22 protein-coding genes are annotated in these 23025 nt (G+C 68.6%); 12 read left to right on the forward strand and 10 right to left on the reverse strand.

The annotated features are described in order from the left end of the window. Window positions 1–1224, forward strand: a 1224-nt coding sequence (locus tag GRF61_RS05880) for an MFS transporter (RefSeq protein WP_169149755.1), incomplete at its 5' end; no start/stop codon positions are given. 39 nt (window positions 1225–1263) lie between these two features. Here the strand turns inward: GRF61_RS05880 and GRF61_RS05885 are convergent. After that, on the reverse strand, window positions 1264–2763 hold the full coding sequence (locus tag GRF61_RS05885) for an aminoacyl-histidine dipeptidase (protein ID WP_169149756.1): 1500 nt from the start codon (window positions 2761–2763) through the stop codon (window positions 1264–1266). A gap of 243 nt (window positions 2764–3006) precedes the next feature. On the opposite strand from GRF61_RS05885, the gene GRF61_RS05890 reads away from it, so the two are divergent. Continuing rightward, window positions 3007–4245, forward strand: a complete 1239-nt coding sequence (locus GRF61_RS05890; protein ID WP_169149757.1) for an MFS transporter — start codon at window positions 3007–3009, stop codon at window positions 4243–4245. A gap of 6 nt (window positions 4246–4251) precedes the next feature. On the opposite strand, the gene GRF61_RS05895 is transcribed toward GRF61_RS05890, so the two are convergent. The 3 genes from GRF61_RS05895 to GRF61_RS05905 form a co-directional block, all read right to left on the reverse strand. Beyond that, the gene (locus GRF61_RS05895) at window positions 4252–5001 is read right to left on the reverse strand and encodes an RES family NAD+ phosphorylase (protein ID WP_169149758.1); all 750 of its coding nucleotides are present in this window, start codon (window positions 4999–5001) and stop codon (window positions 4252–4254) included. After that, window positions 4998–5357, reverse strand: coding sequence for an MbcA/ParS/Xre antitoxin family protein (locus tag GRF61_RS05900; protein ID WP_169149759.1), 360 nt, complete (start codon window positions 5355–5357; stop codon window positions 4998–5000). The genes GRF61_RS05895 and GRF61_RS05900 overlap by 4 nt, the downstream gene beginning before the upstream one ends. A 99-nt stretch (window positions 5358–5456) precedes the next feature. Beyond that, the gene (locus tag GRF61_RS05905) at window positions 5457–6590 is read right to left on the reverse strand and encodes a PQQ-dependent sugar dehydrogenase (protein ID WP_169149760.1); all 1134 of its coding nucleotides are present in this window, start codon (window positions 6588–6590) and stop codon (window positions 5457–5459) included. A 129-nt stretch (window positions 6591–6719) separates the two neighbouring features. On the opposite strand from GRF61_RS05905, the gene GRF61_RS05910 reads away from it, so the two are divergent. Both GRF61_RS05910 and GRF61_RS05915 read left to right on the forward strand, forming a co-directional pair. After that, window positions 6720–7076, forward strand: coding sequence for a VanZ family protein (locus tag GRF61_RS05910; RefSeq protein ID WP_169149761.1), 357 nt, complete (start codon window positions 6720–6722; stop codon window positions 7074–7076). A 139-nt stretch (window positions 7077–7215) separates the two neighbouring features. Then, the gene (locus GRF61_RS05915) at window positions 7216–9174 is read left to right on the forward strand and encodes a U32 family peptidase (RefSeq protein WP_169149762.1); all 1959 of its coding nucleotides are present in this window, start codon (window positions 7216–7218) and stop codon (window positions 9172–9174) included. A 1-nt stretch (window position 9175) separates the two neighbouring features. On the opposite strand, the gene GRF61_RS05920 is transcribed toward GRF61_RS05915, so the two are convergent. The 4 genes from GRF61_RS05920 to GRF61_RS05935 form a co-directional block, all read right to left on the reverse strand. Then, window positions 9176–9376, reverse strand: a complete 201-nt coding sequence (locus tag GRF61_RS05920; RefSeq protein ID WP_169149763.1) for a SlyX family protein — start codon at window positions 9374–9376, stop codon at window positions 9176–9178. A 387-nt stretch (window positions 9377–9763) separates the two neighbouring features. Next, window positions 9764–10030, reverse strand: coding sequence for a hypothetical protein (locus GRF61_RS05925; RefSeq protein ID WP_169149764.1), 267 nt, complete (start codon window positions 10028–10030; stop codon window positions 9764–9766). Window positions 10031–10040: 10 nt separating this feature from the next. Further along, entirely contained in the window at window positions 10041–10775 is a 735-nt protein-coding gene (locus GRF61_RS05930) for a dinitrogenase iron-molybdenum cofactor biosynthesis protein (RefSeq protein WP_169149765.1), read from the reverse strand. Window positions 10776–10966: 191 nt separating this feature from the next. Further along, window positions 10967–11908 carry a LysR substrate-binding domain-containing protein gene (locus GRF61_RS05935; protein WP_169149766.1) on the reverse strand — a complete coding sequence of 314 codons (942 nt, stop codon included), beginning with the start codon at window positions 11906–11908 and terminating at the stop codon, window positions 10967–10969. A gap of 126 nt (window positions 11909–12034) precedes the next feature. On the opposite strand from GRF61_RS05935, the gene GRF61_RS05940 reads away from it, so the two are divergent. Then, window positions 12035–13201 carry a mandelate racemase/muconate lactonizing enzyme family protein gene (locus tag GRF61_RS05940; RefSeq protein WP_169149767.1) on the forward strand — a complete coding sequence of 389 codons (1167 nt, stop codon included), beginning with the start codon at window positions 12035–12037 and terminating at the stop codon, window positions 13199–13201. A 67-nt stretch (window positions 13202–13268) separates the two neighbouring features. On the opposite strand, the gene yiaA is transcribed toward GRF61_RS05940, so the two are convergent. Then, the gene (gene yiaA, locus GRF61_RS05945; RefSeq protein WP_169149768.1) at window positions 13269–13709 is read right to left on the reverse strand and encodes an inner membrane protein YiaA; all 441 of its coding nucleotides are present in this window, start codon (window positions 13707–13709) and stop codon (window positions 13269–13271) included. A gap of 181 nt (window positions 13710–13890) precedes the next feature. Here yiaA and GRF61_RS05950 point away from each other — a divergent pair, with 181 nt between their 5' ends. The 3 genes from GRF61_RS05950 (at window position 13891) to GRF61_RS05960 (ending at window position 15328) form a co-directional block, all read left to right on the forward strand. Next, window positions 13891–14187 carry a DUF6156 family protein gene (locus GRF61_RS05950; RefSeq protein WP_248281128.1) on the forward strand — a complete coding sequence of 99 codons (297 nt, stop codon included), beginning with the start codon at window positions 13891–13893 and terminating at the stop codon, window positions 14185–14187. Window positions 14188–14276: 89 nt separating this feature from the next. After that, entirely contained in the window at window positions 14277–14510 is a 234-nt protein-coding gene (locus tag GRF61_RS05955) for a DUF2789 domain-containing protein (RefSeq protein WP_169149770.1), read from the forward strand. A gap of 182 nt (window positions 14511–14692) precedes the next feature. Continuing rightward, window positions 14693–15328, forward strand: coding sequence for a YitT family protein (locus tag GRF61_RS05960; RefSeq protein ID WP_169149771.1), 636 nt, complete (start codon window positions 14693–14695; stop codon window positions 15326–15328). A gap of 391 nt (window positions 15329–15719) precedes the next feature. Here the strand turns inward: GRF61_RS05960 and ylqF are convergent, their stop codons facing one another. Beyond that, complete coding sequence (gene ylqF / locus GRF61_RS05965) at window positions 15720–16637, reverse strand: ribosome biogenesis GTPase YlqF (protein WP_169149772.1); 918 nt, start codon at window positions 16635–16637, stop codon at window positions 15720–15722. 82 nt (window positions 16638–16719) lie between these two features. Here ylqF and putA point away from each other — a divergent pair, with 82 nt between their 5' ends. The 4 genes from putA to GRF61_RS05985 all read left to right on the forward strand — a co-directional run bounded on the left by putA (window position 16720) and on the right by GRF61_RS05985 (window position 23016). Further along, entirely contained in the window at window positions 16720–19896 is a 3177-nt protein-coding gene (gene putA / locus GRF61_RS05970; RefSeq protein WP_169149773.1) for a bifunctional proline dehydrogenase/L-glutamate gamma-semialdehyde dehydrogenase PutA, read from the forward strand. Between the two features lie 280 nt (window positions 19897–20176). Then, window positions 20177–20386: a cold-shock protein gene (locus GRF61_RS05975; protein WP_169149774.1), complete on the forward strand. Its 210-nt coding sequence runs from the start codon at window positions 20177–20179 to the stop codon at window positions 20384–20386. Between the two features lie 84 nt (window positions 20387–20470). Beyond that, on the forward strand, window positions 20471–22381 hold the full coding sequence (locus GRF61_RS05980; RefSeq protein ID WP_169149775.1) for a DEAD/DEAH box helicase: 1911 nt from the start codon (window positions 20471–20473) through the stop codon (window positions 22379–22381). Further along, on the forward strand, window positions 22381–23016 hold the full coding sequence (locus GRF61_RS05985) for a GDSL-type esterase/lipase family protein (RefSeq protein ID WP_169149776.1): 636 nt from the start codon (window positions 22381–22383) through the stop codon (window positions 23014–23016). The genes GRF61_RS05980 and GRF61_RS05985 overlap by 1 nt, the downstream gene beginning before the upstream one ends. Window positions 23017–23025 lie beyond the last annotated feature (9 nt).

The raw sequence follows: 23025 nt of genomic DNA on the forward strand, positions 1-23025 counted from the left end.
GGCTCAACCACCGGCACGAGCACGCCGCCCGCTGCCACGCACGCCGCCATGCATCCGGCGCTGCTGCTGATCGGCATGGTGCTGGTCGGCCTCAACCTGCGGCCGGCGCTGTCCAGCGTGGCGCCAGTGCTGGGTCCGCTGTGCGAAGACCTCGGCCTCTCCGCCGCCGCCGCCGGCCTGCTGACCACGCTGCCGGTGCTCTGCCTCGGCCTGGCCGCGCCGCTGGCGCCACGGCTGGCACGCCGGCGCGGACCAGAGCTCACCGTTTTCCTGGTTCTCTTCCTGCTGGCCGGCGGCCTGCTGCTGCGCACCGTGGGCGGCGTGCCCGGCCTGTTCGCCGGCACCCTGCTGGCCGGTGCCGGCATCGGCATCATCGGCGTGCTGCTGCCGGGCATCGTGAAGCGGGATTTCGCCCACAAGCCGGGCGCGGTCACCGGGCTGTACACCATGGCGCTCAGCCTGGGTGCGGCCATAGGCGCCGGCGCCAGCGAACCGCTGCGGCTGGCGGCCGACGGCCGCTGGCAGCCGGCGCTCGGTTTCTGGGCGATTCCTGCGGTGGTGGCGGCGTTGGTGTGGGCCTTGCAGCTGCGCCGCGGCTCCCATGCGCTGGGCCGGCGCGGCCATACCGTGCGGGGGCTGTGGAACGATCCTCTGGCCTGGCAGGTGACCGCCTACATGGGCCTGCAATCCTCGCTGGCCTACTGCGTGTTCGGCTGGCTGCCGACCATCCTGGTGGATCGCGGCTACTCGGCGCAGAGCGCCGGCTACCTGATGTCAGTCTCCATCCTGGTGCAGCTGATCACCGCCTTCGCCGGCCCCTGGCTGGCCACGCGTGGCCGCGACCAGCGTTCCACCATCGCGCTGATGGCGGTGCTGACCGCCGCCGGCCTGCTCGGCTGCCTGTACGCACCGCAGGAACAGACCCTGCTATGGGCGGTGGTGCTGGGCTTGGGCCAGGGTGGCAACTTCAGCGTGGCGCTGACGCTGCTCGTGCTGCGCGCCGGCGACTCCCACATCGCCGCCCACCTCTCCGGCATGGCCCAGGGCGTGGGCTACACGGTGGCGGCGCTGGGGCCCTTCGCCATCGGCCTGCTGCATCAGTTCACCGGCAGCTGGGACGGATTGGGCTGGCTGTTCGGCCTCATCTGCCTGGCCACCCTGGCCGCCGGCATGGGAGCCGGCCGCAAGCTGCATGTGGGCGCGGTCAGCGAGCCGGTGCAGTGATCGGGAAGATGCAGCTGGCCGGCGCCGGGAGGCCCCGGCTCAAGGCAGTACCGGACTGAAGGCGCGCGGCAGGCCACCCGCCGGTGCCGGCACCGCGGCCAGCACCGCCACCAGCAGTCGCCAAGCCTTGCCCACCGACTCCACCGCCACCCGCTCGCCCGGCGCATGGGCGCCACGGATGTCCGGACCGAAGGAAATCATGTCCACCTCGGGGTACTTGGCGGACAGGATTCCGCACTCCAGGCCGGCGTGGATCACCTTGACCGCCGCCTCGCCGTCGAACTCCTGCGCATAGACCTGCTGGAACAATGCCAGCAGCGGCGACTCCGGGTTCGGCGCCCAGCCGGGGTAGGCGCCACGCGGCTGCGCCCGGGCGCCAGCGAGCTCGAACAGGCCCGCGATCTCCCGCGCCAGCGTGGCAGCACCTTCGTCCCGCAGCGAGCGCACCATGAAGGTGGCCTCGAACAACGCCGGCGTCAGCCGCAACACGCCGAGGTTGTCCGAGGTCTCGACCACGCCGGGCACCCGGCTGCTGTTGCGGCGCACGCCGTGGGGCGCGGCATCCAGCGCCGCCAGCAGTTCGCGCTGGGCCTGGGCGTCCACCACACCATCCGGCGGCACGGCGGCAGGCGCGACGCCCAGGCGGAAACCTTCGTCCACCCCGGCGAGTTCGTCGGCGATCTCACGCCTCGCGGCAGCCAGCGTCTCTTCCAGCAGGACTTGCGCTGCCGGCGCCAGCAGTAGCGTGGCCTGCGCTTCCCGCGGCAGCGCGTTGCGCGCGGTACCGCCGGACAGCGCTGCCAGGCGGAAATCCAGCCCGGCCTGCGCCAGCCGCTGCAGCGCCCGCACCAGCAGCTTGATGGCGTTGCCGCGCTGCAGGTGGATATCCACGCCGGAGTGGCCGCCGTGCAGCCCATCCAGCGTCAGCACGACGGCCGACAAGCCCGCCGGCACGGGCTGCGGCTGCAGTTCGCGGCGGACGTCCACATCCATGCCGCCGGCGCAGCCTAGGTAGAACTCGCCCCAGTCCTCGGTATCGATGTTGATCAGCAGCTTGCCCTGCAGCAGCCCCGGCTCCAGGCCTTGGGCGCCGCTCATGCCGGCTTCCTCGTCGGCGGTCAGCAGCACTTCCAGCGCCGGGTGGGCGATGTTGTCCGCCTCCAGCACCGCCAGCGCCAGGGCAACGCCGATGCCGTTGTCCGCGCCCAGCGTGGTGTGCTCGGCCTGCAGCCAGCCGTCCTTCAGCACCGGCTTGATCGAATCGCGGAGGAAATCGTGATCGCAGCCGGCGTTCTTCTGGCAAACCATGTCCAGGTGGCCCTGCAGGATGACGCTGGGCCGGTTCTCGTAGCCGGGGCTGGCCGGCTTGCGGATCAGCAAGTTGCCGGCCTCGTCGATGCTGGTGGCAAGGCCGCGCTCCGTCGCCCAGTTGGCGATGGCCTCGCGTATCGCCGCCTCGTGCCCGGAGGGACGGGGAATGCGGCAGAGGGTGGCGAAGTGCCGCCACACGGCGGCGGGCTGCAGGCTGTCGAAATCCATGATCGGCGGCGGGAGGGAAATGGGAGACCGCCGCATGGTAGCGGCTACCGGCTGGCGATGCGTTCTGCCGTGCGCCGCGGCGCTGCCGCCCGGGCCGGCGCGCGGGGCGCCGGAGCACGCCCCTTCCGTTCTCCGGCCGCCCGCCGTTCCGCCAGCGCCTCCATCCAACAGCTGTCCGTTTCTCGACAGCGGGCTGTCCGCTTCAAGCATGGGCAGCGCCGGCGGCTCGCTAGAATGCCGCCCATGTCATACGCCCACACCGCCGGCGGCCCAGCCGCCCAAACCTCCTGGCCTGCCGTGTTCGCCGCCACGCTGTGCGGGGTGGCGGTTGCCGCCAACGTCGGCAAGGTCGCCATCACGCTGGACCTGCTGCGCAGCCACTTCCAGCTCGATCTGCTGCGCGCCGGCTGGGTGTCGTCGGCGATCAACTCGCTGGCGGTCAGCGTGGCGCTGGCCTTCGGCATGCTGGGCGACCGCCTGGGGGCGCTGCGGCTATGCCTGTCCGGCCTGTGCGTCGCCTTGCTGGGTGGCGTCGCCGCGCTGTTCAGCACCGACTACGCCAGCCTGCTCGCCTCCCGCATTGCCGAGGGTGCCGGCTACATGGCGGTGGCGGTGTCCGCGCCGGCGCTGCTGAGCGCCGCCAGCACACCGCGCGACCGCCGCTTCGCGCTCGGCATCTGGGGCGCCTACATGCCGGCCGGCATCGGCCTGGTGATGATCCTCACCCCGCTGCTGACCCGGCTGGGCGGCTGGCATGCGGTGTGGCTGTTCACCATCGCCCTGCTGGCCGCCACCGCGGTCGGCTTGCTGCGTTTCCGCGCTCATTACCGCATTCCGCCGCCGGCACCGGACGCCGCGCCCATCCTGAACTCCGCCCGGCAGGCGCTGGGCAATCCGGTGCCCTGGCTGCTGGCCTTCTCCTTCGCCTGCTGGTCTCTGCAGCACTTCACCCTGATCGTGTGGCTGCCGACCTTCCTGCGCGACCAGCGCGGGCTGTCGCCGGAGCTGGTCGCCCTGCTGTCCTGCGTGATGGTGCTGGTGAATGTGCCGGGCAACCTGCTGGGCGGCACGCTGCTGCAGCGCAATCTGCCGCGCGGCTACCTGATCGCCGCCGCCAGCGTGGTCACCGGCCTGAGCGCGGTCGGTGTGTTCAGCCCCGGCCTGCCGGATGCGCTGCGCTACCTCTGCTGCCTGCTGGTGTCCTTCACCGGCGGGCTGGTGCCTTCCTCGGTACTGTCCTCCACCGCCAGCCTGGCGCGCAGCCCGCGTCAGATCGGCACCTTGCAGGGCCTTTTCATGCAAGGCGCCAATCTGGGGCAGTTCGTCGGCCCGCCGATGATCGCCGCCGCAGTTGCCGCCCGCGGCGACTGGCAGGACGCGATGGCGTTGCCGGTGGGCGCGGCCATCATCGCCATCGGCCTGGGGCTGGCGGTGCATCGGCTGGAGCGGCGCCAGCAGCGGGCGATGCCGGCGCCCGTCTGAGCCGGCTCACACCGCCGGCGCCGGCAGCGCCCCCTCCACCTCGAACTGGCTGCGCAGGTAGCGGTGCACACCGCCCGCTTCCGCGCTGTAGAAACTCACCCCGGCCGCCGCCGTTTCCGCCAGCCAGGCCTGGGTAGACATCGGCCGATTGCCGGACAGCGCCGAGGGGGCGAACAGCGCGACATTGATGCCCTGCGCCGGATCGCGCGCCGAGGGGTATTCGAAGGCTTCGATGCCCGCCTCCCGCATCGCACTGCCCAGCTGCTGGGGCACGCGGTAATCCACCGGATCGACCAGCGCCGCGCGCACCAAATCGAAAGGCGCAGCCTGCAACCGCAGGCCCTGCCGGGTGGCGATGCCCGCGGAAAACAAGGTGTGCTGGGTGCGCAAGGGCTGGGCGGGCGGTATCGCCATGCCGGCGAAGAACAGCAGGCGGTAGTAGGCGGACTCCGCCAGCACCGTCTCCAGCCGGCGGGCGCCGTAAAACAGGCTGGGCTCGAAACGGCCGCCAAAGCGGGAACCGTGGCGCAGCGGCGGATAGCGGAAGGGCGTGGCGAGCAGGTAATGCAGGCGGCGGCTGCCGGCCGGTGCCGGCGGCTTGGAGGACTCCAGCAGGGACTCCAGCAGCGCCTGCTCGTCCAGCGAATCCACCAGCCGGTTGGTGGCGACCTGTTCCTGGCTCTCCACCAGGCGCAGCACCGTGCCGCCAAGGGCGACGACCGGCGCCTGCGGCAACAGCTCGACCGGGTCCGTCATAGCTTGCCGCGCATCGCGTCCAGGTACTCCACCACCCGCAGCAGCCCTTGAACGCTGGCGACCTGCTCGGCCGGCACCCCGCCGGTATGCAGGTTGTGCGTCTGCATCCAGTGGCGCATCTGGCCCGGCTCGCCGCCGACCAGCACGAACAACGCACGGTAAGCGCGGATCAGCAGCAATGCCAGTTCGCCCGGCTTGGAGGCGGGATCGATACCGCCGCGGCTGATGGCGCTGCGGTCCTTGCCGACCACCGCGCCCAGCGCGGCCTGGGTGAGGCCCAGTTCCTTGCCGGCATTCATCAAGGCCCGGCCGAGAACTTCAGCAGGATCGGCCTGGGCCAGCGTGGCGGTCTTCATGGCAGCCCTCCTTGAATGTGCATAGTCGCATTTTTTCACTTAATTCGTGCATATGCAACAAATCAGGACTGCCCATCGGTTTTCGGCCCGCCGGGAGCCTCAGGCCGGGTCCAGCCGCAGCACGCGGCCGTCGCTTTCATCCAGCACCCACAGCTTGCCGTCCGGTCCCTGACGCACGTCGCGGATGCGTTTGCCCTCAGCCTGCAGCAGCCGCTCCTCGCCCCGCACCGTGTTGCCCTCCAGCGGCATGCGCGACACCAGCGCGAACTTGAGCGCGCCGCTGAACACGCTGTCCTTCCAGCCCGGATACGCATCGCCGGTGTAGAAGGCCAGCCCGGATGGCGCGATGGAGGGCGTCCATTGATGCAGCGGCGGCTCCACATCCGCGCGGCTGGAGCCTTCGCCGATGCGGGCACCGGTGACGTACTCGCGCCCGTAGGTGATCACCGGCCAGCCGTAGTTCCTGCCGGGCAGCACCCGGTTCAGCTCGTCGCCGCCTTGCGGACCGTGCTCGTTGATCCACAGTTCTCCACTGACCGGATGCAGCGCCGCGCCCTGCACATTGCGGTGGCCGTAGGACCAGATCTCCGGCAAGGCGCCCTGACGACCGACGAAGGGGTTGTCCTGCGGCACGCTGCCATCGGCTTCGATGCGCACGATCTTGCCCAGGTGGCTGCCCAGGTCCTGCGCCTGATCGCGGCCGTTGTAGCGGTCGCCCAGGGTGACGAACAGGCGGCCATCCCGACCGAACACCAGGCGCGAGCCCCAGTGGTTGGCGCCGGAGAGCTGGTCGCGCTGGGCGAAGATCACCTTCACCTCGCTCAACCGCAGCGCCTGGCTATCCAGCCTGGCGCGCGCCACCGCGGTGCGGGCGCCCTGGGCGCCCGGCTGGGCATAGCTGAAGAAGATGGTGCTGTCGCGGGCGAAGTCCGGGCTCAAGACCACGTCCAGCAGGCCGCCCTGGCCGCGGGCATAGACCTCGGGCACGCCGGCGATGGGCGCAGAGAGCTTGCCGTCCGCGCCAACCAGCCGCATCCGCCCCGGCCGCTCGGTCACCAGGAGGCGGCCGTCCGGCAGGAAGGCGAGCGCCCAGGGATTCTCCAGCCCCCGCGCCACCTCCACCACCTTGATGGACTGCCTGCCGGCGGCGGCATTCTGCCCATGGGCAGCAGGCAGCGCGCAGGCGGCGGACAGGGCGACGGCAAGTGCAGGCAGCAGGGGCGGCTTGGGCATGTTCTTCTCCATTTCCTTGCCCATCCGCAGGACGGGCGATAATCGGCACCCGCAAGGGACAGCCCGCGCCGCCGGATAGTTCGGCCGGCGGCCGTCTCCCACACCTCTTCAATCACGGCCAAAACGACCATGCCCGACAGACTCGCCACCGCCTTACGCCTGGCCTTTGCCGCCGCCCTCGTCGTTGTCTTCGTCCTCGCCCTGCTGCCCACGCCCGACCTGGTCCAGTTCGTGTCCTGGCAGGACAAGATCGAGCATGCCGCCGCCTTCGCCGCCCTGGCCCTGCTCGGCCTCGCCGCCTGGCCGCGCCATGCCGGCCGCCTTGCCCTCGGTCTGCTCGCCTATGGCGCCGCCATCGAAGTGGCGCAGTCTTTCACCAGCTACCGCATGGGCGATCCCTGGGACTGGCTGGCCGATGCGCTGGGCGTCACCACCCTGCTGCCGGCGCTGATATGGCGCCGCCGCCCGGCCCCTGGCGCAGCCTGAAAAGCGGAGTGCCGAAACGCGACGCGGCCCGGGCCATTCGTCCGCCTCTTGCCATTTCCGGCCAAAGCGGCGATTTCCCTGGCCAGCCGCGGCGGTATCATTGCGCGCCATAACGATTCCACGCCCGCCCCCTACAGCCATGCCCGACAACCGCCGCATCCTGGAACTCCTTGCCCCGGCGAAGAACGCCGATTTCGGCATCGAAGCCATCAACCATGGCGCCGACGCCGTCTACATCGGCGGTCCGGCCTTCGGCGCGCGGGCGGCGGCCGGCAACACGCTGGAAGACATCGAGCGCCTCTGCGCCCACGCCCACCGCTACCACGCCGAAGTCTTCGTCGCCCTCAACACCATCCTGCGCGACGACGAGCTGGAAGACGCCCGCCGCCTAATCTGGCAGATGTACGAGGCCGGGGCCGACGCCCTCATCGTGCAGGATATGGGCCTGCTGGAACTCGACCTGCCGCCCATCCAGCTGCACGCCAGCACCCAGACCGATATCCGCAGCGCGGACAAAGCGCGCTTCCTGCAGGACGTGGGCTTCTCCCAGATCGTGCTGGCGCGCGAGCTCACCCTGAACCAGGTGCAGAAGATCGCCGCCGCCACCGACTGCCAGCTCGAATACTTCGTGCACGGCGCCCTGTGCGTGGCCTTCAGCGGCCAGTGCTACATCAGCCACGCCCACACCGGCCGCAGCGCCAATCGCGGCGAATGCTCCCAGGCCTGTCGCCTGCCCTACGACCTGGCCGACAAGGACGGCAACATCCTCGCCCGCGACCAGCACATGCTGTCCATGAAGGACAACAACCAGAGCGCCAACCTGCGCGCCCTGGCGGACGCCGGCGTCAGCTCCTTCAAGATCGAGGGCCGCTACAAAGACCTCTCCTACGTCAAGAACATCACCGCCCACTACCGCCAGTTGCTGGACGAACTCATGGACGCCTCCGGCGGCCACTATCGCCGCGCCTCCTCCGGCCGCTGCGAATTCCTGTTCACCCCGCAGCCGGACAAGACCTTCAACCGCGGCTATACCGACTACTTCGCCAACGAACGCCAGCACGGCATCGAAGCCTTCGAGTCGCCCAAGTTCGTCGGCGAGACGCTGGGCCGGGTGGTGAAGATAGACAGCCGCCAGCGCCGCTACTTCGACGTCGAGCGCACCGCTCCGGTACACAACGGCGACGGCCTGGCCTACTACGACCCCAAGGGCGAACTGGTGGGCCTGCGGGTGAACAGCGCGGAAGCGCAGGCGGACGGCGTGGACCGGGTGTTCCCCTCCGAGCCCCTGCCCGCACACCTGGTGCCGGGCACGCCGGTGTTCCGCAACCACGACCATGCCTTCGAACGCATGCTGGAGAAGAAGTCCGCCGAGCGCAGGGTGACGGTCCGCCTGCGCCTCTATGACACCGAGGACGGCTATGGCGTGGAAGCCACCGACGAGGACGGCGTCAGCGCCTGTGCCACCGTGGTGGCCAAGCGCGAGCCGGCCCGCCAGCCCGAGCGCGCCCTGGAGGGGCTGCGCGAACACCTGGGCCGCCTGGGCGGCACCATGTTCGCCGAGAGCGAAATCCTGCTGGACGTGGCCGGCGCGCCCTTCCTGCCCACCTCGGTGCTCAACGGCCTGCGCCGCGAGGCCTGTAGCCGGCTGGAGGCGGCCCGCCTCGCCGCCCATCCGCGCCCGCCGCGCCGTGCCGCGGTGGAGCCGCCGGCGCCCTATCCGCAGGACGCCCTCTCCTACCTGGCCAACGTGCTCAACGACAAGGCGCGCGCCTTCTACGCCAGGCACGGCGTCAAGCTGATAGACGCCGCCTACGAGGCCAACGAGGAGCGGGACGACGTTTCACTGATGATCACAAAGCACTGCCTGCGCTACAGCTTCAACCTCTGCCCCAAGGAGGTGAAGGGCGTGAAGCCGGAACCGATGACGCTGATCAACGGCAACGAGACGCTGACGCTGCGCTTCGACTGCAAGCGCTGCGAGATGCATGTGGTGGGCCGGCTGAAGAAGCATGTGGCGCGGCTGCACGACAACGTGCCGGCGCAGAAAGTGGATTTCTTCCCCGCCGGCCGCCGCAGCGGCGCCCGAGCGCCGCAGTGAATCAATAGTGCGGTGGAACTTCGTCCTCCGGCCGCAGGCGCGCCGCCGGCTGGGCGGACTGCACTTGCTGGGCCAGTTGGCGTAATTGCTGCTGCAGCAGGTCGATCTGCTGTTGCTGGCGGTAGACGGTACGGTTCAGTTCCTCGATCTGGTCCTCGGCGTACATCAGCTTCGATTCCAGACGTTCCAGGTGGTCTTCCATTGCGGGTGCGGGAGAAGGCTGCGAGCACGCTCGCGGGGCTGGGATTCTAGCCCTTCCCGCCGGCGGCTCGCGGCTTGTTTCCTGTTTGGCTTCGGCGTCTACTCATCGGCCCAACACCGCTGAAAGACCCATGCGGGCGGGACAGGAGCGGCACCTCATCCCCCTATCCCCTCGCGGGGCCTAGGCGGAAAAAGCGGAGCCTCGCTTCGCCCGCCGGGGCCCCCCAGGGCCGGCAGGTCACAGGGACGGGCGCGAAGCGGGGGCCGGAGGAGAGGGGGAAACGTCCGCGTAACTCAAACGCAGCCGCCCCGCCCTGCACACCACGCGCCCGAGGAGGAAAACACCGCCTCTCCCACCACCGGGCGGCTCCTCCAGCCCCTACCATCGCTAAGCCGCCGCCTCCAGCGCCGCCACCGCCGCCGTCAGCGATGGCACGATCTCCGCACCATCGCCCGCATCCAGCAACTCCCTGGCGTGCTCGATCAGCGCCCGGGCCTCGTCCGCATGGTCGCTGCCTCGCAGCTCGGCGGCGAAGCGGCCTATGCTGCCGGCCACCAGACGGGTGATGCGGCCGTTTTCGCCGGTGACCTTGGAGGTCTTGATCGCGTTGGCGATCAGATCGGTGACGACGGCGTGGTAGTCCTTGTCCGCCATGGCCGCCCCCTTACTCCTCGACCAGCTCGGCGCTGTAGTTCTTCAAGCGCCGGCCGGCGGCGACGCCGAGTATCTTCGCCAGCCAGGGCGGCGGTGAGTCGGTCATCATGCGCTGGAACTCGGCCAGCACCACCGCCGCCTCGCCGCCCTCGATGCGCTTGATCGGGTAGATGCCGCCCTTGATCACCTTGGCCGCCGCCGGCCCGCCGACCGAGACCACGTAGAGCACATGGCAGTCGGAGATGAGCTGCACGCGGAAGCCGTTCTTGTCCTCGGCGAAATCCGCCTCCAGCGCGTCCCGTATGTCCACCAGCCGCGTCTCGGTGGTGGACACCTGGTACACCAGGTAGCGCACACAGGAACCGAAGTGGCCGTTGAGTGCCTCGCCGCTGTCGGAGGCCAGCGCCACCCGCACCGAGCCGGGCATATCGCCGTCCTCGTACGGCAGCACCGGCGGCAGCGCCTCGCCTTCGGAGTCGCCCCACAGGATGCGCACCGCCAGCTTCATCGCCTCCAGGCCGATGCCGATATCCTCGCCATCCTCCTCGCCGTCGGCGCTGGCGAAGGCAGTCTTGAGGTCGGTGACGGTAACGGTGCGCAGATCGTCCACATCAATGTGGTCGCTGCCGAGGCGGTTCTGCAGCACGTCGATCAACTGCGGAAGGGTGATGCCCGGCAGCGCACGGGCGGCAAGGGCGACGCGCAGCGCGGCGTCGCGGGTGATGGGGGGCAGGCTCTGTTCCATGGGGCAAGGCTCCTCTTCGTCGGGAATTTTCCCTTGCCTTTGCAGATTAGGTGCCAGTTCGAGGGCAGCGGAACGCAGCAGCCAATCACTTGATTCAATGCGTTTTCTCTGCCTATGGCCGCGTGCTCCGCCGCGCCGGAGCTGTCGGCTTCTCGACAATCCACCACCCGCGCCGTCGCGCAATACGCCAATCAGCCCTGCGAGCGGCGAACGCGCCTGTCGGCCGCCGAACCGGCGGAAAGCGGCTCGCCGGCGAAGGCCGCCGACAGGAAATCGACGAAGGCGCGCACCCGGGCCGGCAGGTTACGGCGGGCGGGATAGACGGCGTAAAGGTCCGCCGCCGGCAGGGTCCAGTCCGGCAGCACCACCCGCAGGCGGCCGCTTTCCAGGTACTTCGCCAAGTCCCACTCGGAGCGGATCAGGATGCCGTGGCCGTCCAGCGCCCAGCCCAGCACCACGTCGCCATCGTTGCTGGCGAGGGTGCCGCGCACCTTCACCGTTTCCGTCTGCCGCCCGCGCGACAGGCGCCAGGTGCCCCAGGCATCGTCATTCTGGCGGTGCACGATGCAGGCGTGGGCGGCGAGTTCGGCCGGCGTCTGCGGCTCGCCCCGCGCCTGGAGATAGGCCGGCGAAGCGCACAGGAAGCGGCGGTTGGACATCAGCTTGCGTGCCGCCAGCCGGCTATCCGGCAGTTCGCCGAAACGGATCCCCAGGTCGAAACCGCTCGCCACCAGGTCCAGCGGCGCGTCGGTGAGCTGCAGCTGCACCTCCACCTCCGGATGGAGGCGGGCGAAGTCGGAGACGATGGGGGCGATGGTGGTGCGGCCGAATCCAAGGGTCGCATTCACCCGCAGCAAGCCTTTGGGCGCCGCGGCGCGATTGCCCAACGACAGCTCCATCTCCTCGATGTCCGCCAGGATGCGATGGGCGTGCTCCAGGTAGAGCTCGCCCTCGTCGGTCAGGCTCACCCGGCGGGTGCTGCGGTTGAGCAGGCGCACGCCCAGGCGCTGCTCCATCTGCGCCAGCCGCTTGCTCACCGCCGGCGGCGTCAGGTTGAGTTCGCGGGCGGTGGCGGTGAAGGAGCCCTTGTCCGCCAGCAGGGCGAAGAAAGCCAGTTCGGAAGTCGCATCCATTATTAACCTGAACGACCAAATGATTTGAATCAGCCTCGATTCTATCCTTCCTGGAATTCAATAACATGCCGCCATCCACCCCGCACGGCGCTCGCCGGCGAGGCCCAACCGAAGGAGAGCAGCGCAATGAAGATCGTCGACATCCGCGAAGTCGCCAAGCCGATCAAGTCCAACATCCGCAACGCCTACATCGATTTCAGCAAGATGACGCTGAGCCTGGTGGCGGTGGTCACCGACGTGATCCGCGATGGCAAGCCGGTGATCGGCTACGGCTTCAACTCCAACGGCCGCTACGGCCAGGGCAGCCTGATCCGCGAACGCTTCCGCCCGCGCCTGCTGGAAGCGGCGCCGGAAACCCTCGTCAACGACGCTGGCGACAACCTCGACCCGCACAAAATCTGGGCGACGATGATGACCAACGAGAAGCCTGGCGGCCACGGCGAACGCTCGGTGGCAGTCGGCACCATCGACATGGCGGTGTGGGATGCGGTGGCGAAGATCGCCGGCAAGCCTTTGTACCAGTTGCTGGCGGATGAGTACGGCACCGGCACGCCCGACCGCAAGGTCTTCGTCTATGCGGCCGGCGGCTACTACCACCCGGGGCAGGACCTGGAAGCGCTGAAGAACGAGATGCGCGGCTATCTGGACCGCGGCTACAAGGTGGTGAAGAAAAAGATCGGCGGCGCCTCGCTGGCCGAGGATCAGCGCCGCATCGAGGCCATCCTCTCCATCCTGCCGCCCGGCTGCAAGCTGGCAGTGGATGCCAACGGCCGCTTCGACCTGCCGACCGCGGTGGAGTACGCCAAGGCGCTCTCGCAGTACGACCTGTTCTGGTACGAGGAAGCCGGCGACCCGCTGGACTACGCCCTGCAGGCCGAACTCGCCAACCATTACGAAGGCCCGATGGCCACCGGCGAGAACCTGTTCTCCATGCAAGACGCGCGCAACCTGATCCGCTACGGCGGCATGCGCCCCGACCGCGACTGGCTGCAGTTCGACTGCGCGCTCTCCTACGGCCTGGTGGAGTACCTGCGCACGCTGGAGATGCTGAAGGAGAACGGCTGGTCGCCCACCCGCTGCATTCCGCACGGCGGCCACCAGATGTCGCTGAACATCGCTGCCGGTCTGGGGCTGGGCGGCAACGAGTCCTACCCCGACCTGTTCCAGCCCTACGGCGGCTTCCCGGATGGGGTAAAGGTAGTGGACAGCTACATCGAAATGCCCGAACTGCCAGGCATCGGCTTCGAAGGCAAGTCCGACCTCATCGTCGAGATGCGCGCCCTGGCAAGCTGATCAATAGCGGCTCGATCACAAATCGTGCGTGCGCGGACGGCCACCCGCCGGCCGCGCGTCGCCGCCTTCAGGCTTCGACGTCCGCCAGCACAACTTCGTCGTCGTCGCCCATGCTCGCAAGGTCGCGAACGTTCTTCTGCACGGCAATCGCCGAGAACAGGCTCAGCACGAAAGACATCGCGTAGAAACCCTTCTCGCTCAACTCCAGCGTTGCATTCCAGAGGCCAATGGAGAGCAGCAGCACCGCAAGCCCGAAGGACGTCCAGCACAAACCATAGTAGATGCCGGTGACCCTGATGCCCTCCATGCGGTCGCGTACCGTCTTCTGCAAGGACACGGCGGAGAACAGCCCATAGAGCAGCACCGTCAGGTAATACCCCTTTTCGTTGAGTTGCATGTCGGCATTCCAAAGGCCAATGAGATAGGCCAACGTGCCGATGAAGAGTACCGCCCAGTAAGCACCCACAAAGGCACCGGTGGGCTTGTGAAGCTGCTGCTGAACCGCCATGGCAATCTCCGTTTCGATGACAAACGCGAAATATATGCCAATTGCAATTTTCGATGAAGGTTTTCTTGCCCGGGGCGGATCCGTTCAGCCTCCACCCTGCCGGCGACAGCCGGCTCCTGTTTATCCCTGGGTGATGCTGTGCGATGATCGCGGGCTTATTAACCACTTCATCAATATGGTCATGAGCACCAATTCCCTCACCACCCGGCACTTCGTCACCTACAGCGGCGTCAAGCTGCCGTTCAAGCTGGTCAACGAGCTCACCGAGGCCGAGCTCGACAACCGCAACACCTACTTCCGCGGCTATTTCGACGCCGAGGCACGGCTGACGGGCTTCGACAAGATCGTGTATGGTGAGGTGGAGCTCGCCCACCGCTATGCGTACCACGGCAATGGCGCGCTGAGGCATGCCGAGATCACCGACGCCGACGAGGAGGTCACCGTCCTCGAGTTCGACGCCGACGGCCAGCCCTGCTGAAGTTCGCCGCGCCACCGGAAGGATGGACCGGCACCACGAGGCCGGGCACGCGGCGAGGCAGCGAGCCCCCCGACCACAAGGAGAAGGCCATGGAATCGCCCGTACACCCGATGAGCAGCCTGTTCGCCCAACTGGGACTTCCCACCGATGGCGCCGCCATCGACCGCTTCATCGCCGAGCACTCGCCACTGCCCGGCAACGTCCCGCTCGCCGAAGCCCCCTTCTGGACGCCCTCCCAGGCGACCTTCCTGCGCGATGAGATCCGCGAGGACGCCGATTGGGCGGAGATCGTCGACCAGTTGAACACCCGCCTGCGCGGCTGAGGCCGCTCCTGCGCGCCATCCCCGGCTTCGGCGGCCCCTGTGCCGCTACCCTCTTTCCCGGCCTTGACAGCCCCTGCGCTCCCCCGCGAACCGGCCCCGCGGGTCGGCATTAGGGCAATTCCGCTGCACCGCAGCAGGGCGCAAACGCTATCATCGCGCCATTCCTTCCCCACACCCGCTTCATGTCCGAACCCGCTGCCCCGCCGTCTTCCTCCGCGCCGCTCATCCCTCGCCACAGCCTGCTGGATGATGCCCAAGGGCTGGTGGTCGGCACCCTCTTCCTCGCACTGGCGGTAACCCTGTTTCGGGAAGCCGGCCTGATCACCGGCGGCACCGCCGGGCTGGCTTTCGTCATCCACTACGCCTTCAACCTGCCTTTCGGCATCGTCTTCTTCTTCGTGAACCTGCCCTTCTACGTCTTCGCCTACCGCGCGCTGGGCAAGGAATTCACCCTCAAGACCTTCTTCACCATCCTGCTGATGTCACTGTGCTCCGACTGGCTGCCACGGCTGATCGACATCTCCCACGTGGAGCCGGCATTCGCCGCCGTCATGGCCGGCCTGCTGTCCGGTACCGGGCTGCTGATGCTGATACGCCACCGCTCCAGCCTCGGCGGCATCGGCGTGCTGGCGATCTACCTGCAGCAGACCCGCGGCTGGCGCGCCGGCTGGGTGCAGATGGCCTGCGACCTCGCCATCCTCTCCCTTGCGCTGTTCGTGGTGGATCTGCCGCTGGTGGCGCTGTCGGTGCTGGGCGCGGTTGCGGTGAACTTCGTCATTGCGGTCAACCACCGCCCCGGCCGCTACTTCGGGATGTAGCCGTGGCCGTGCAGATCGCCGAGCTGCGCCGCTGCCCGACCTGCAACCGCTGGGGTGGCAAGCGCAGCTTGGGCGCGGACGGCTTCAGCGTGGAACTGGATAGCGAGGACAATCGCGGCCCCTGCCGCGAAGGTCCGTGGCATGGCTCCCCCCGCGGTCCGCGCAACGCCTGTGGCCAATGGCTGCGGTGGGTGGAAATCCGGCCGGCGGACGAAGCGCAGAAGCCCCCGCCGGCACCGGAATCAGTGGCTGCGGCAGTGCCGGCGCCCAGCCCGGCCCCTGTGCCGGATACCGAGCCTGGGAAAACCGGCAGTCACGCCGGCTCGCCAGCCTGACCCCACCGCGGCAGCCAGGCAGCAACACGCAGGACAGCCTGGGCTGGCTGGACGCCTTACGCCCCGCTTTCCCCTTCGTCCTGCGCCGCCGCGTCCCGCGCCAGTTTCTCGGCGGCATGCCACTGCACCATCGCCGCCCGCGTCTCCGGGGTTTCCAGGCTGATCCGGCCCAGCGCACCGCTGCGGTAGTCCACCAGCAGGATCTGCGCCGCCTTCTCCAGATCCAGGCCACCGCCCTTCACCAGGCAGCCGCGGCGGCGGCCGACGGCCTCCACCAGCGCCGGGCCGTCCATGCCTTCCACCTTGATCTTGTAACGGGCCGCCAGCAGGTTCGGATAACGCGCCAGCAGGATGTCACCCAGGAAGGCCGCGACCTCCTCGTCGATCACCGCGTTGCGGCCGATGGCGTGGCTGGCTGCCAGCATGTAGCCGTCGGCGTCGTAATCGATCTTCGGCCACATCAGGCCAGGCGTGTCGGTCAGCGTCATGCCGGCGCCCAGGTCCAGCGTCTGCTGGTGCTTGGTCACCGCCGGCTCGTCGCCCACCTTGGCCACCTTGCGCTTGAGCAGCGCATTCATCAGCGTGGATTTGCCAACGTTCGGGATGCCCATGATCATCATCCGCAACGGCTTGGTGCCATCGTCGCGGTGCGGTGCCAGGCTGCGGCACAGCGCCGGGATGCGGGCGACCTCAGCCGGGTTCTTGGCCGAGATCTGCACCGCCTTCACATCCGGCTGGGCGTTGTAGAAGTCCATCCAGGCGCGGGTCGCCGCCGGGTCCGCCAGATCGGATTTGTTCAGCAGCTTGAGGCAGGGGCGGTTCCGGAACTTGCGCAGTTCGGCGATCATCGGATTGCTGCTCGCCTCCGGCAGGCGGGCATCGGTCACCTCGATGACGACGTCTATCGCGGCCATGCTTTCCGCCGCATTGCGACGCGCCGAGTTCATGTGACCGGGGAACCACTGGATGGGCATTTCTGATCCAAAACGGGAACGGGAGGCGCATTATCTCCCAGTAGGCCCCGGCCGCCGCACCCCAGCGCGAGGAGGCGTGACGATGAAGGATGACAGCCAGTTGCTGCGGGCCCGCCTGCGCGAAGCCCACCGCTGCGACGAAGCCGAGGCCCTGCGCAACTGCCTCGCCGTCGCCGCCCTCGATCCGCTGAGCAGCGAGCGCATCGTCGGCCGCGCCCGGCCGCTGCTGGAGGCGGTGCGCAGCGCCGGCGCCGAGGGCCACGGCATCGACGCCTTCCTCCACGCCCACGCCCTCTCCAGCCGGGAGGGCATCGCCCTGATGTGCCTCGCCGAGGCGCTGCTCCGGGTGCCCGACCCCGCCACCCGCGACCGCCTGATCCGCGACAAGCTGGGCGACGCCGATTGGGGCAGCCGGCTGGGCGCCTCCTCCAATCCTTTCGTCAATGCCTCCACCTGGGCGCTGCTGCTCACCGGCCGCCTGCTCCGCCAGGAAGAAGGCGACGACACCAGCGCCTCCAGCCTCGGCCGCAGCCTGCGCCAACTGGCCGCCCGAGCAGGCGAGCCACTGGTACGGGAGGCGGTGGCCGGCGCCATGCGCCTGCTGGGCCGACAGTTCGTGCTCGGCCGCGACATCGCCGAAGCACTGCGCCACGCGGCGGACGCCGAGCAACAAGGCTGGCGCCATTCCTACGACATGCTGGGAGAGGCCGCCCGCAGCGCCGCTGACGCCCGCCGCTATTTCGACGCCTACGCCAAGGCCATCGCCGCGCTGGGCAGCAGCGTGCGCCGCGGCACGCCGCTGCAGGCGGCGCCGTCCATCTCGGTCAAGCTCTCGGCCCTGCACCCCCGCTACGAGCCGCGGCAGCATGAACGGGTGAGTGCCGAGTTGCTGCCCCGCGTGCTGGAACTCGCCCGCAGCGCCCGCGAGCACAACATCGGCCTCACCATAGATGCCGAGGAGAGCGAGCGCCTGGAGTTGTCGCTGGACCTGATGGAAGCCCTTTGCTGCGCGCCCGAACTGAGCGGCTGGGACGGCCTCGGGCTGGCGGTGCAGGCTTACCAGAAACGCGCCCTGCCATTGATAGCCTGGCTGGCCGACCTCGCCCGCCGCAGCCACCACCAGCTCCCGGTGCGGCTGGTGAAGGGCGCCTATTGGGACAGCGAGATCAAGCGCACCCAGGAGCTGGGTCTGTCCGACTACCCGGTGTTCACCCGCAAGAGCGCTACCGACGTTTCCTACCTCGCCTGCGCCCGCAGATTGCTGGCCGATCCGGTCGCCTTCCGCCCCGCCTTTGCCACCCACAACGCCCACACCGTGGCCGCCATCGCCGAACTGGCGGCCTCCGCCCCGCCCGGCGGCGACTGGGAGTTCCAGCGCCTTCACGGCATGGGAAAGGCGCTGTACCAGCACATCATTGGCGAGAACGGCTGGAACCGGGCCTGCCGCGTCTATGCTCCCGTCGGCAACCACGAGGATCTCCTGGCCTACCTGGTGCGGCGCCTGCTGGAAAACGGAGCCAACTCCTCCTTCGTCAACCAGGCCGCCGACACCAGCCTGCCGCTGGATAGCCTGCTCGCCGACCCGACGGCGCGCGCCGCCGCCCATCTGCTCGCCGGACAAGCGCGCAATCCCGGCCTGCCGTTGCCGCGCGACCTCTACCGTGCCGCCGGCCAGCCTAGGGAGAACAGCGCCGGGCTCGACCTGAACGACATCTCGACCGTAGACAGCCTGCGCCACGCAGTTCAGGACGACCGCGCTGCGTCCCACATTGCCTGCCCCTTGATAGACGGCCATCTGCGCCCGGGCGAACCGCATGCCCGCCGGGCGCCGGGAAACCTGGACGATGTGGTGGGCGGCGCCGTGTTTGCAGACGAAGAGGACATTGCCCGCGCCCTGGATGCGGCCGCCCGCGGTTTCCCCGCCTGGAGCGCCACGCCTGCGGCGAGGCGGGCGCTTGCACTGGAACGGGCGGCCGAGTTGCTGCAGGAGCGCATGCCGGGCTTCATCGCCCTCATCGTCCGTGAAGGCGGCCGCACGCTGCCGGCAGCGCTGGCCGAGGTACGCGAAGCGATCGACTTCTGCCGCTACTACGCCCAACAGGCCAGGCAGCGCTTCGGCAGCCCGGAGCCCCTGCCCGGGCCCACCGGCGAGAGCAACAGCCTGCAACTGGAAGGGCGCGGGGTGTTCATCTGCATCAGCCCATGGAATTTTCCGCTCGCCATCTTCACCGGGCAGGTTGCCGCCGCCCTCGCCGCTGGCAACACGGTGATCGCCAAGCCGGCGGAACAGACGCCGCTGACCGCCATGGCCGCGGTCCGGCTACTGCATGAGGCCGGCATCCCTGCCACCGCGCTGCACCTGCTGCCGGGGGCGGGCGAGGTCGGCGCAGCGCTGATCGCCGATCCACGCTGCGCCGGCGTCGCCTTCACCGGCTCCACCGCGGTGGCCCGCGACATCGCCCGCCTGCTGGCCGCCGGCACTGGGCCGCTGGTGCCGCTGATCGCCGAGACCGGTGGTCAGAACGCGCTGATCGCCGACTCCACCGCATTGCCGGAACAGGTCGTCCGCGACGCCCTCGCATCCGCCTTCGACTCCGCCGGCCAGCGGTGCTCGGCGCTGCGCCTGCTGTGCCTGCAGGCCGACATCGCCGATCGCGTCATCCCGATGCTGGCCGGCGCGATGGCGGAACTCGTGATCGGCCCGCCGAACGACCCGGCCACCGACGTCGGCCCGCTCATCGACGACGAAGCCCGGGCCGCGCTTGAAACACATGTCCGCAGCCTGGGGGCGCACGCCAGCCCCATTCACGTCTGCACGCTGGATCCGGCCCGTACCGCCGCGGGCAGCTATTTCCCCCCTCAAGCGTGGGAGATAGATAGCGTCGCCCGCCTGCGCGGAGAAGTCTTCGGCCCGGTACTTCACGTGCTGCGCTGGCAACCGGACGAACTGGATGCGCTGTGCGACGCCATCGCCGCCACCGGATATGGCCTCACCCTCGGCATCCACAGCCGTATCGGTCACACCGTGACGCACATCCGCAGCCGGCTGAAAGTGGGAAACACTTATGTGAACCGCAACATCATAGGTGCTGCGGTTGGAAGCCAACCCTTTGGCGGAGAAGGACTTTCCGGCACCGGCCCGAAGGCCGGCGGACCACATTACCTGCTCCGTTTCGCCACCGAGCGGACGCTGTCGGTGGACACCACCGCGGCCGGGGGCAATACCGACCTGCTCGCCGCCGATCCCGGCTTCGGCTGAACCGCCCAAAGCCCATCCAAATGGAATCGCCACGCCCCGCAAACCCCCGCGACACGTGCTGATACATCTTTCCGATAGCGATGCTTAAATAAATTCCCACCTCCTGCGGAAAGCGTGTATTGTGGCGGCGCAGTCGATTCAAGTAGTGGATGTCCTGGTGGTCCTTCTCCGCGTGTTCGTTCCGCGAACCCTTCCGGTCTGATTCCCTCGATCACGTTTCTTGATCGTTCCTGCAATCCCGGGCTACGGCCCCAAAACCTAATCAATTCGGAACGCAAACATGAGCACTCAAACCGGCAAGGTCAAATGGTTCAACGATGCCAAGGGCTTCGGCTTCATCACCCCGGACAACGGCGGTGAAGACCTGTTCGCCCACTTCAGCGAAATTCAATCCAAGGGCTTCAAGTCCCTGGCTGAGAACCAGCCCGTTGAATTCGAAGTGAAGACCGGCCCGAAGGGCCAGCAAGCGGCGAACATCCGCCCGCTGTAATCAGCGCCTCAAGCTGATACTCAAAACGCGGCCTCCGGCCGCGTTTTTGTTTTTGTTGCCGCTGTACTGCAAGAAGCCGCCGTCATGACCGATACCATTTCCCGCTTCGATGAGCTCGACCTCCCGCCCGCCCTGCTGCAGGCCCTGGCGGATGTCGGCTACGAAACCCCCTCGCCCGTCCAGGCCGCTTGTATCCCGCATCTGCTGGCGGGCGCCGACCTCCTCGGCGAGGCTCAGACCGGCACCGGCAAGACGGCCGCCTTCGCGCTGCCGATGCTGGCTCGCCTGGATCTGGCCGACCGTCGCCCGCAAGTGCTGGTGCTGACACCGACACGGGAACTGGCGATCCAGGTGGCTGAAGCCTTCCAGAAGTACGCCGCCCGCCTGCCGGACTTCCATGTGCTGCCGCTCTACGGCGGCCAGAGCATGGTGGTGCAACTGCGCCAGCTCTCCCGTGGCGCCCAGGTCATCGTCGGCACGCCGGGCCGGGTCATGGATCACCTGGAACGCGAAAGCCTCAAACTGGACAGCTTGCGGGCGCTGGTGCTGGACGAAGCCGACGAGATGTTGCGCATGGGCTTCATCGACGATGTCGAATGGATCCTGGACCACACGCCGGAAGGTCGTCAGACGGCCTTGTTCTCCGCAACCATGCCGGCGGCCATCCGCGAAGTCGCCCACCGCCACCTGCGCGAGCCGCAGGAAGTGAAGATCCGGGCGGCCACCGCCACCGTGTCCCGCATCCAGCAGCGCTACTGGCAGGTGCGCGGCGTGGACAAGCTGGACGCGCTCACCCGCATCCTGGACTCCGAAGCCACGCTGGACGCCGCCATCGTCTTCGTCCGCACCAAGATTGCCACCGAGGAACTGGCCGAGAAACTGGCCGCACGCGGCTACGCGGTGTCCGCACTCAACGGCGACATGACCCAGGGCCTGCGGGAACGCGTCATCGAGCAGTTGAAGAGCGGCGCGCTGGACATCGTCATCGCCACCGACGTCGCCGCCCGCGGCATCGACGTGCCGCGCGTCAGCCACGTCATAAACTACGACATTCCCTACGACACCGAGGCTTATGTGCACCGCATCGGCCGCACCGGCCGCGCGGGCCGTGAGGGCACCGCCATCCTGTTCGTCGCGCCGCGCGAAACCCGCATGCTGAAGGCGATCGAGCGCGCCACCCGCCAGCCGATCGAGCCCATTGCCCTGCCCAGCCGGGAGGCGGTGTCCAACCTGCGCGTCAGCCAGTTCAAACAGCAGATCCTGGCAACGGTTCAGGAAGAGGATCTCGGCTTCTTCATGGACGTGGTGAATCGCCTGGCGGACGAGGAAGGCATCGCCATCCATGAGATCGCCGCCGCCCTCGCCTTCCTCGCCCAGCGCGAACGCCCACTGCAGATCGAGGAAAGCGGCCGCGGCTGGGAGGTTGCCACCGCCTCGCAGGAAAGCGGGGGCCGCGGCCCGCGCGCCGAGCACTTCACCACCGGCGTTGCCCGCGAACGCGCGCCGCGCCCGAATCGCGACGAAATCCTCGCCCGCCGCCGCGCCTTCTCCGAAGGCTCACTGGTGCGCTACCGAATCGAGGTCGGCCGCAGCCATGGTGCCAGCCCGAAGGAAATCGTCGGTGCCATTGCCAACGAGGGCGGCATCGAAGGCCGTTTCATCGGGCAGATCCACCTGTTCGACGACTACAGCACGGTGGAACTGCCCGCCGGCCTGCCGGGCGAGTTGCTGGCCGTGCTGAAGCGCACCCGCGTGCGCCAGTGCCAGCTGCAGATCCGCCAGCTGAGCGCGGCCGAAGCCGCCGCCGAGCCGGCCCGCCGGCCGCCGCGTGAAGGCGGCAAGCCGGCCGAGCGCGACGCCGCCCGCGGCAAACCCTTCCCGCAATGGAAGGACAAACCGCAAGCGCCGCGCGAAGGTGGCGATGGCCAGCGCACGCCGCGCCGCTCCGGTCCGCCGCCGGCTGGCAAGCCGACCAAGCGTCGGGAAAAGTACTGATGCTGCGTCGCCTGCTGGCGCTTGCCGCCTGCCTGCTGCTGATCGCCTGCGGCAAGGAAGCGCCGCGTTTCGAGGCACTGCCGCCGGGTACCGCGGTGATGGCCTTCGGCGACAGCGTCACCTGGGGCACCGGTGCCAGTCCTGGCGAGGATTACCCCAGCCACCTGGCAACGCTCACCGGCTGGCAGGTCATCAACGCCGGCATTCCGGGCGACATGGCGCAGACCGCCAAGCAGCGCATCGCAGGCGATCTCGACAGCCACCAGCCACGGCTGGTGCTGATCGAGCTTGGCGGCAACGACTTCCTGCGCCGTCGCCCGCATGCAGAAGTGGCCGAGGATCTACGTACCTTGATCCAGGCGGTGCGGGCCGCTGGCGCGACGCCGGTGCTGATCGCGGTTCCCGCTGCCTCACCACTGGCCGCCGCGGCCGGCAGCCTGACGGATGCCGAATTGTTCAGGCAACTCGCTGAACAGGAAAAAGTGCCGCTGATCGAATCCATCTTCTCCCAGGTATTGTCCGATCCAGCGCTGCGCGCCGACCCGATACACCCTAACGCCGAAGGCTACCGCCGGCTGGCTGAAGGCGTGGCGAGCTCGCTGCGGAGCTATGGCTTCGCCGCCGAGTCGCACTGAACCCCAGGG

The sequence above is a fragment of the Azoarcus sp. TTM-91 genome, assembly GCF_012911025.1.
In the GTDB taxonomy this organism is placed as follows: Bacteria; Pseudomonadota; Gammaproteobacteria; order Burkholderiales; family Rhodocyclaceae; genus Azoarcus.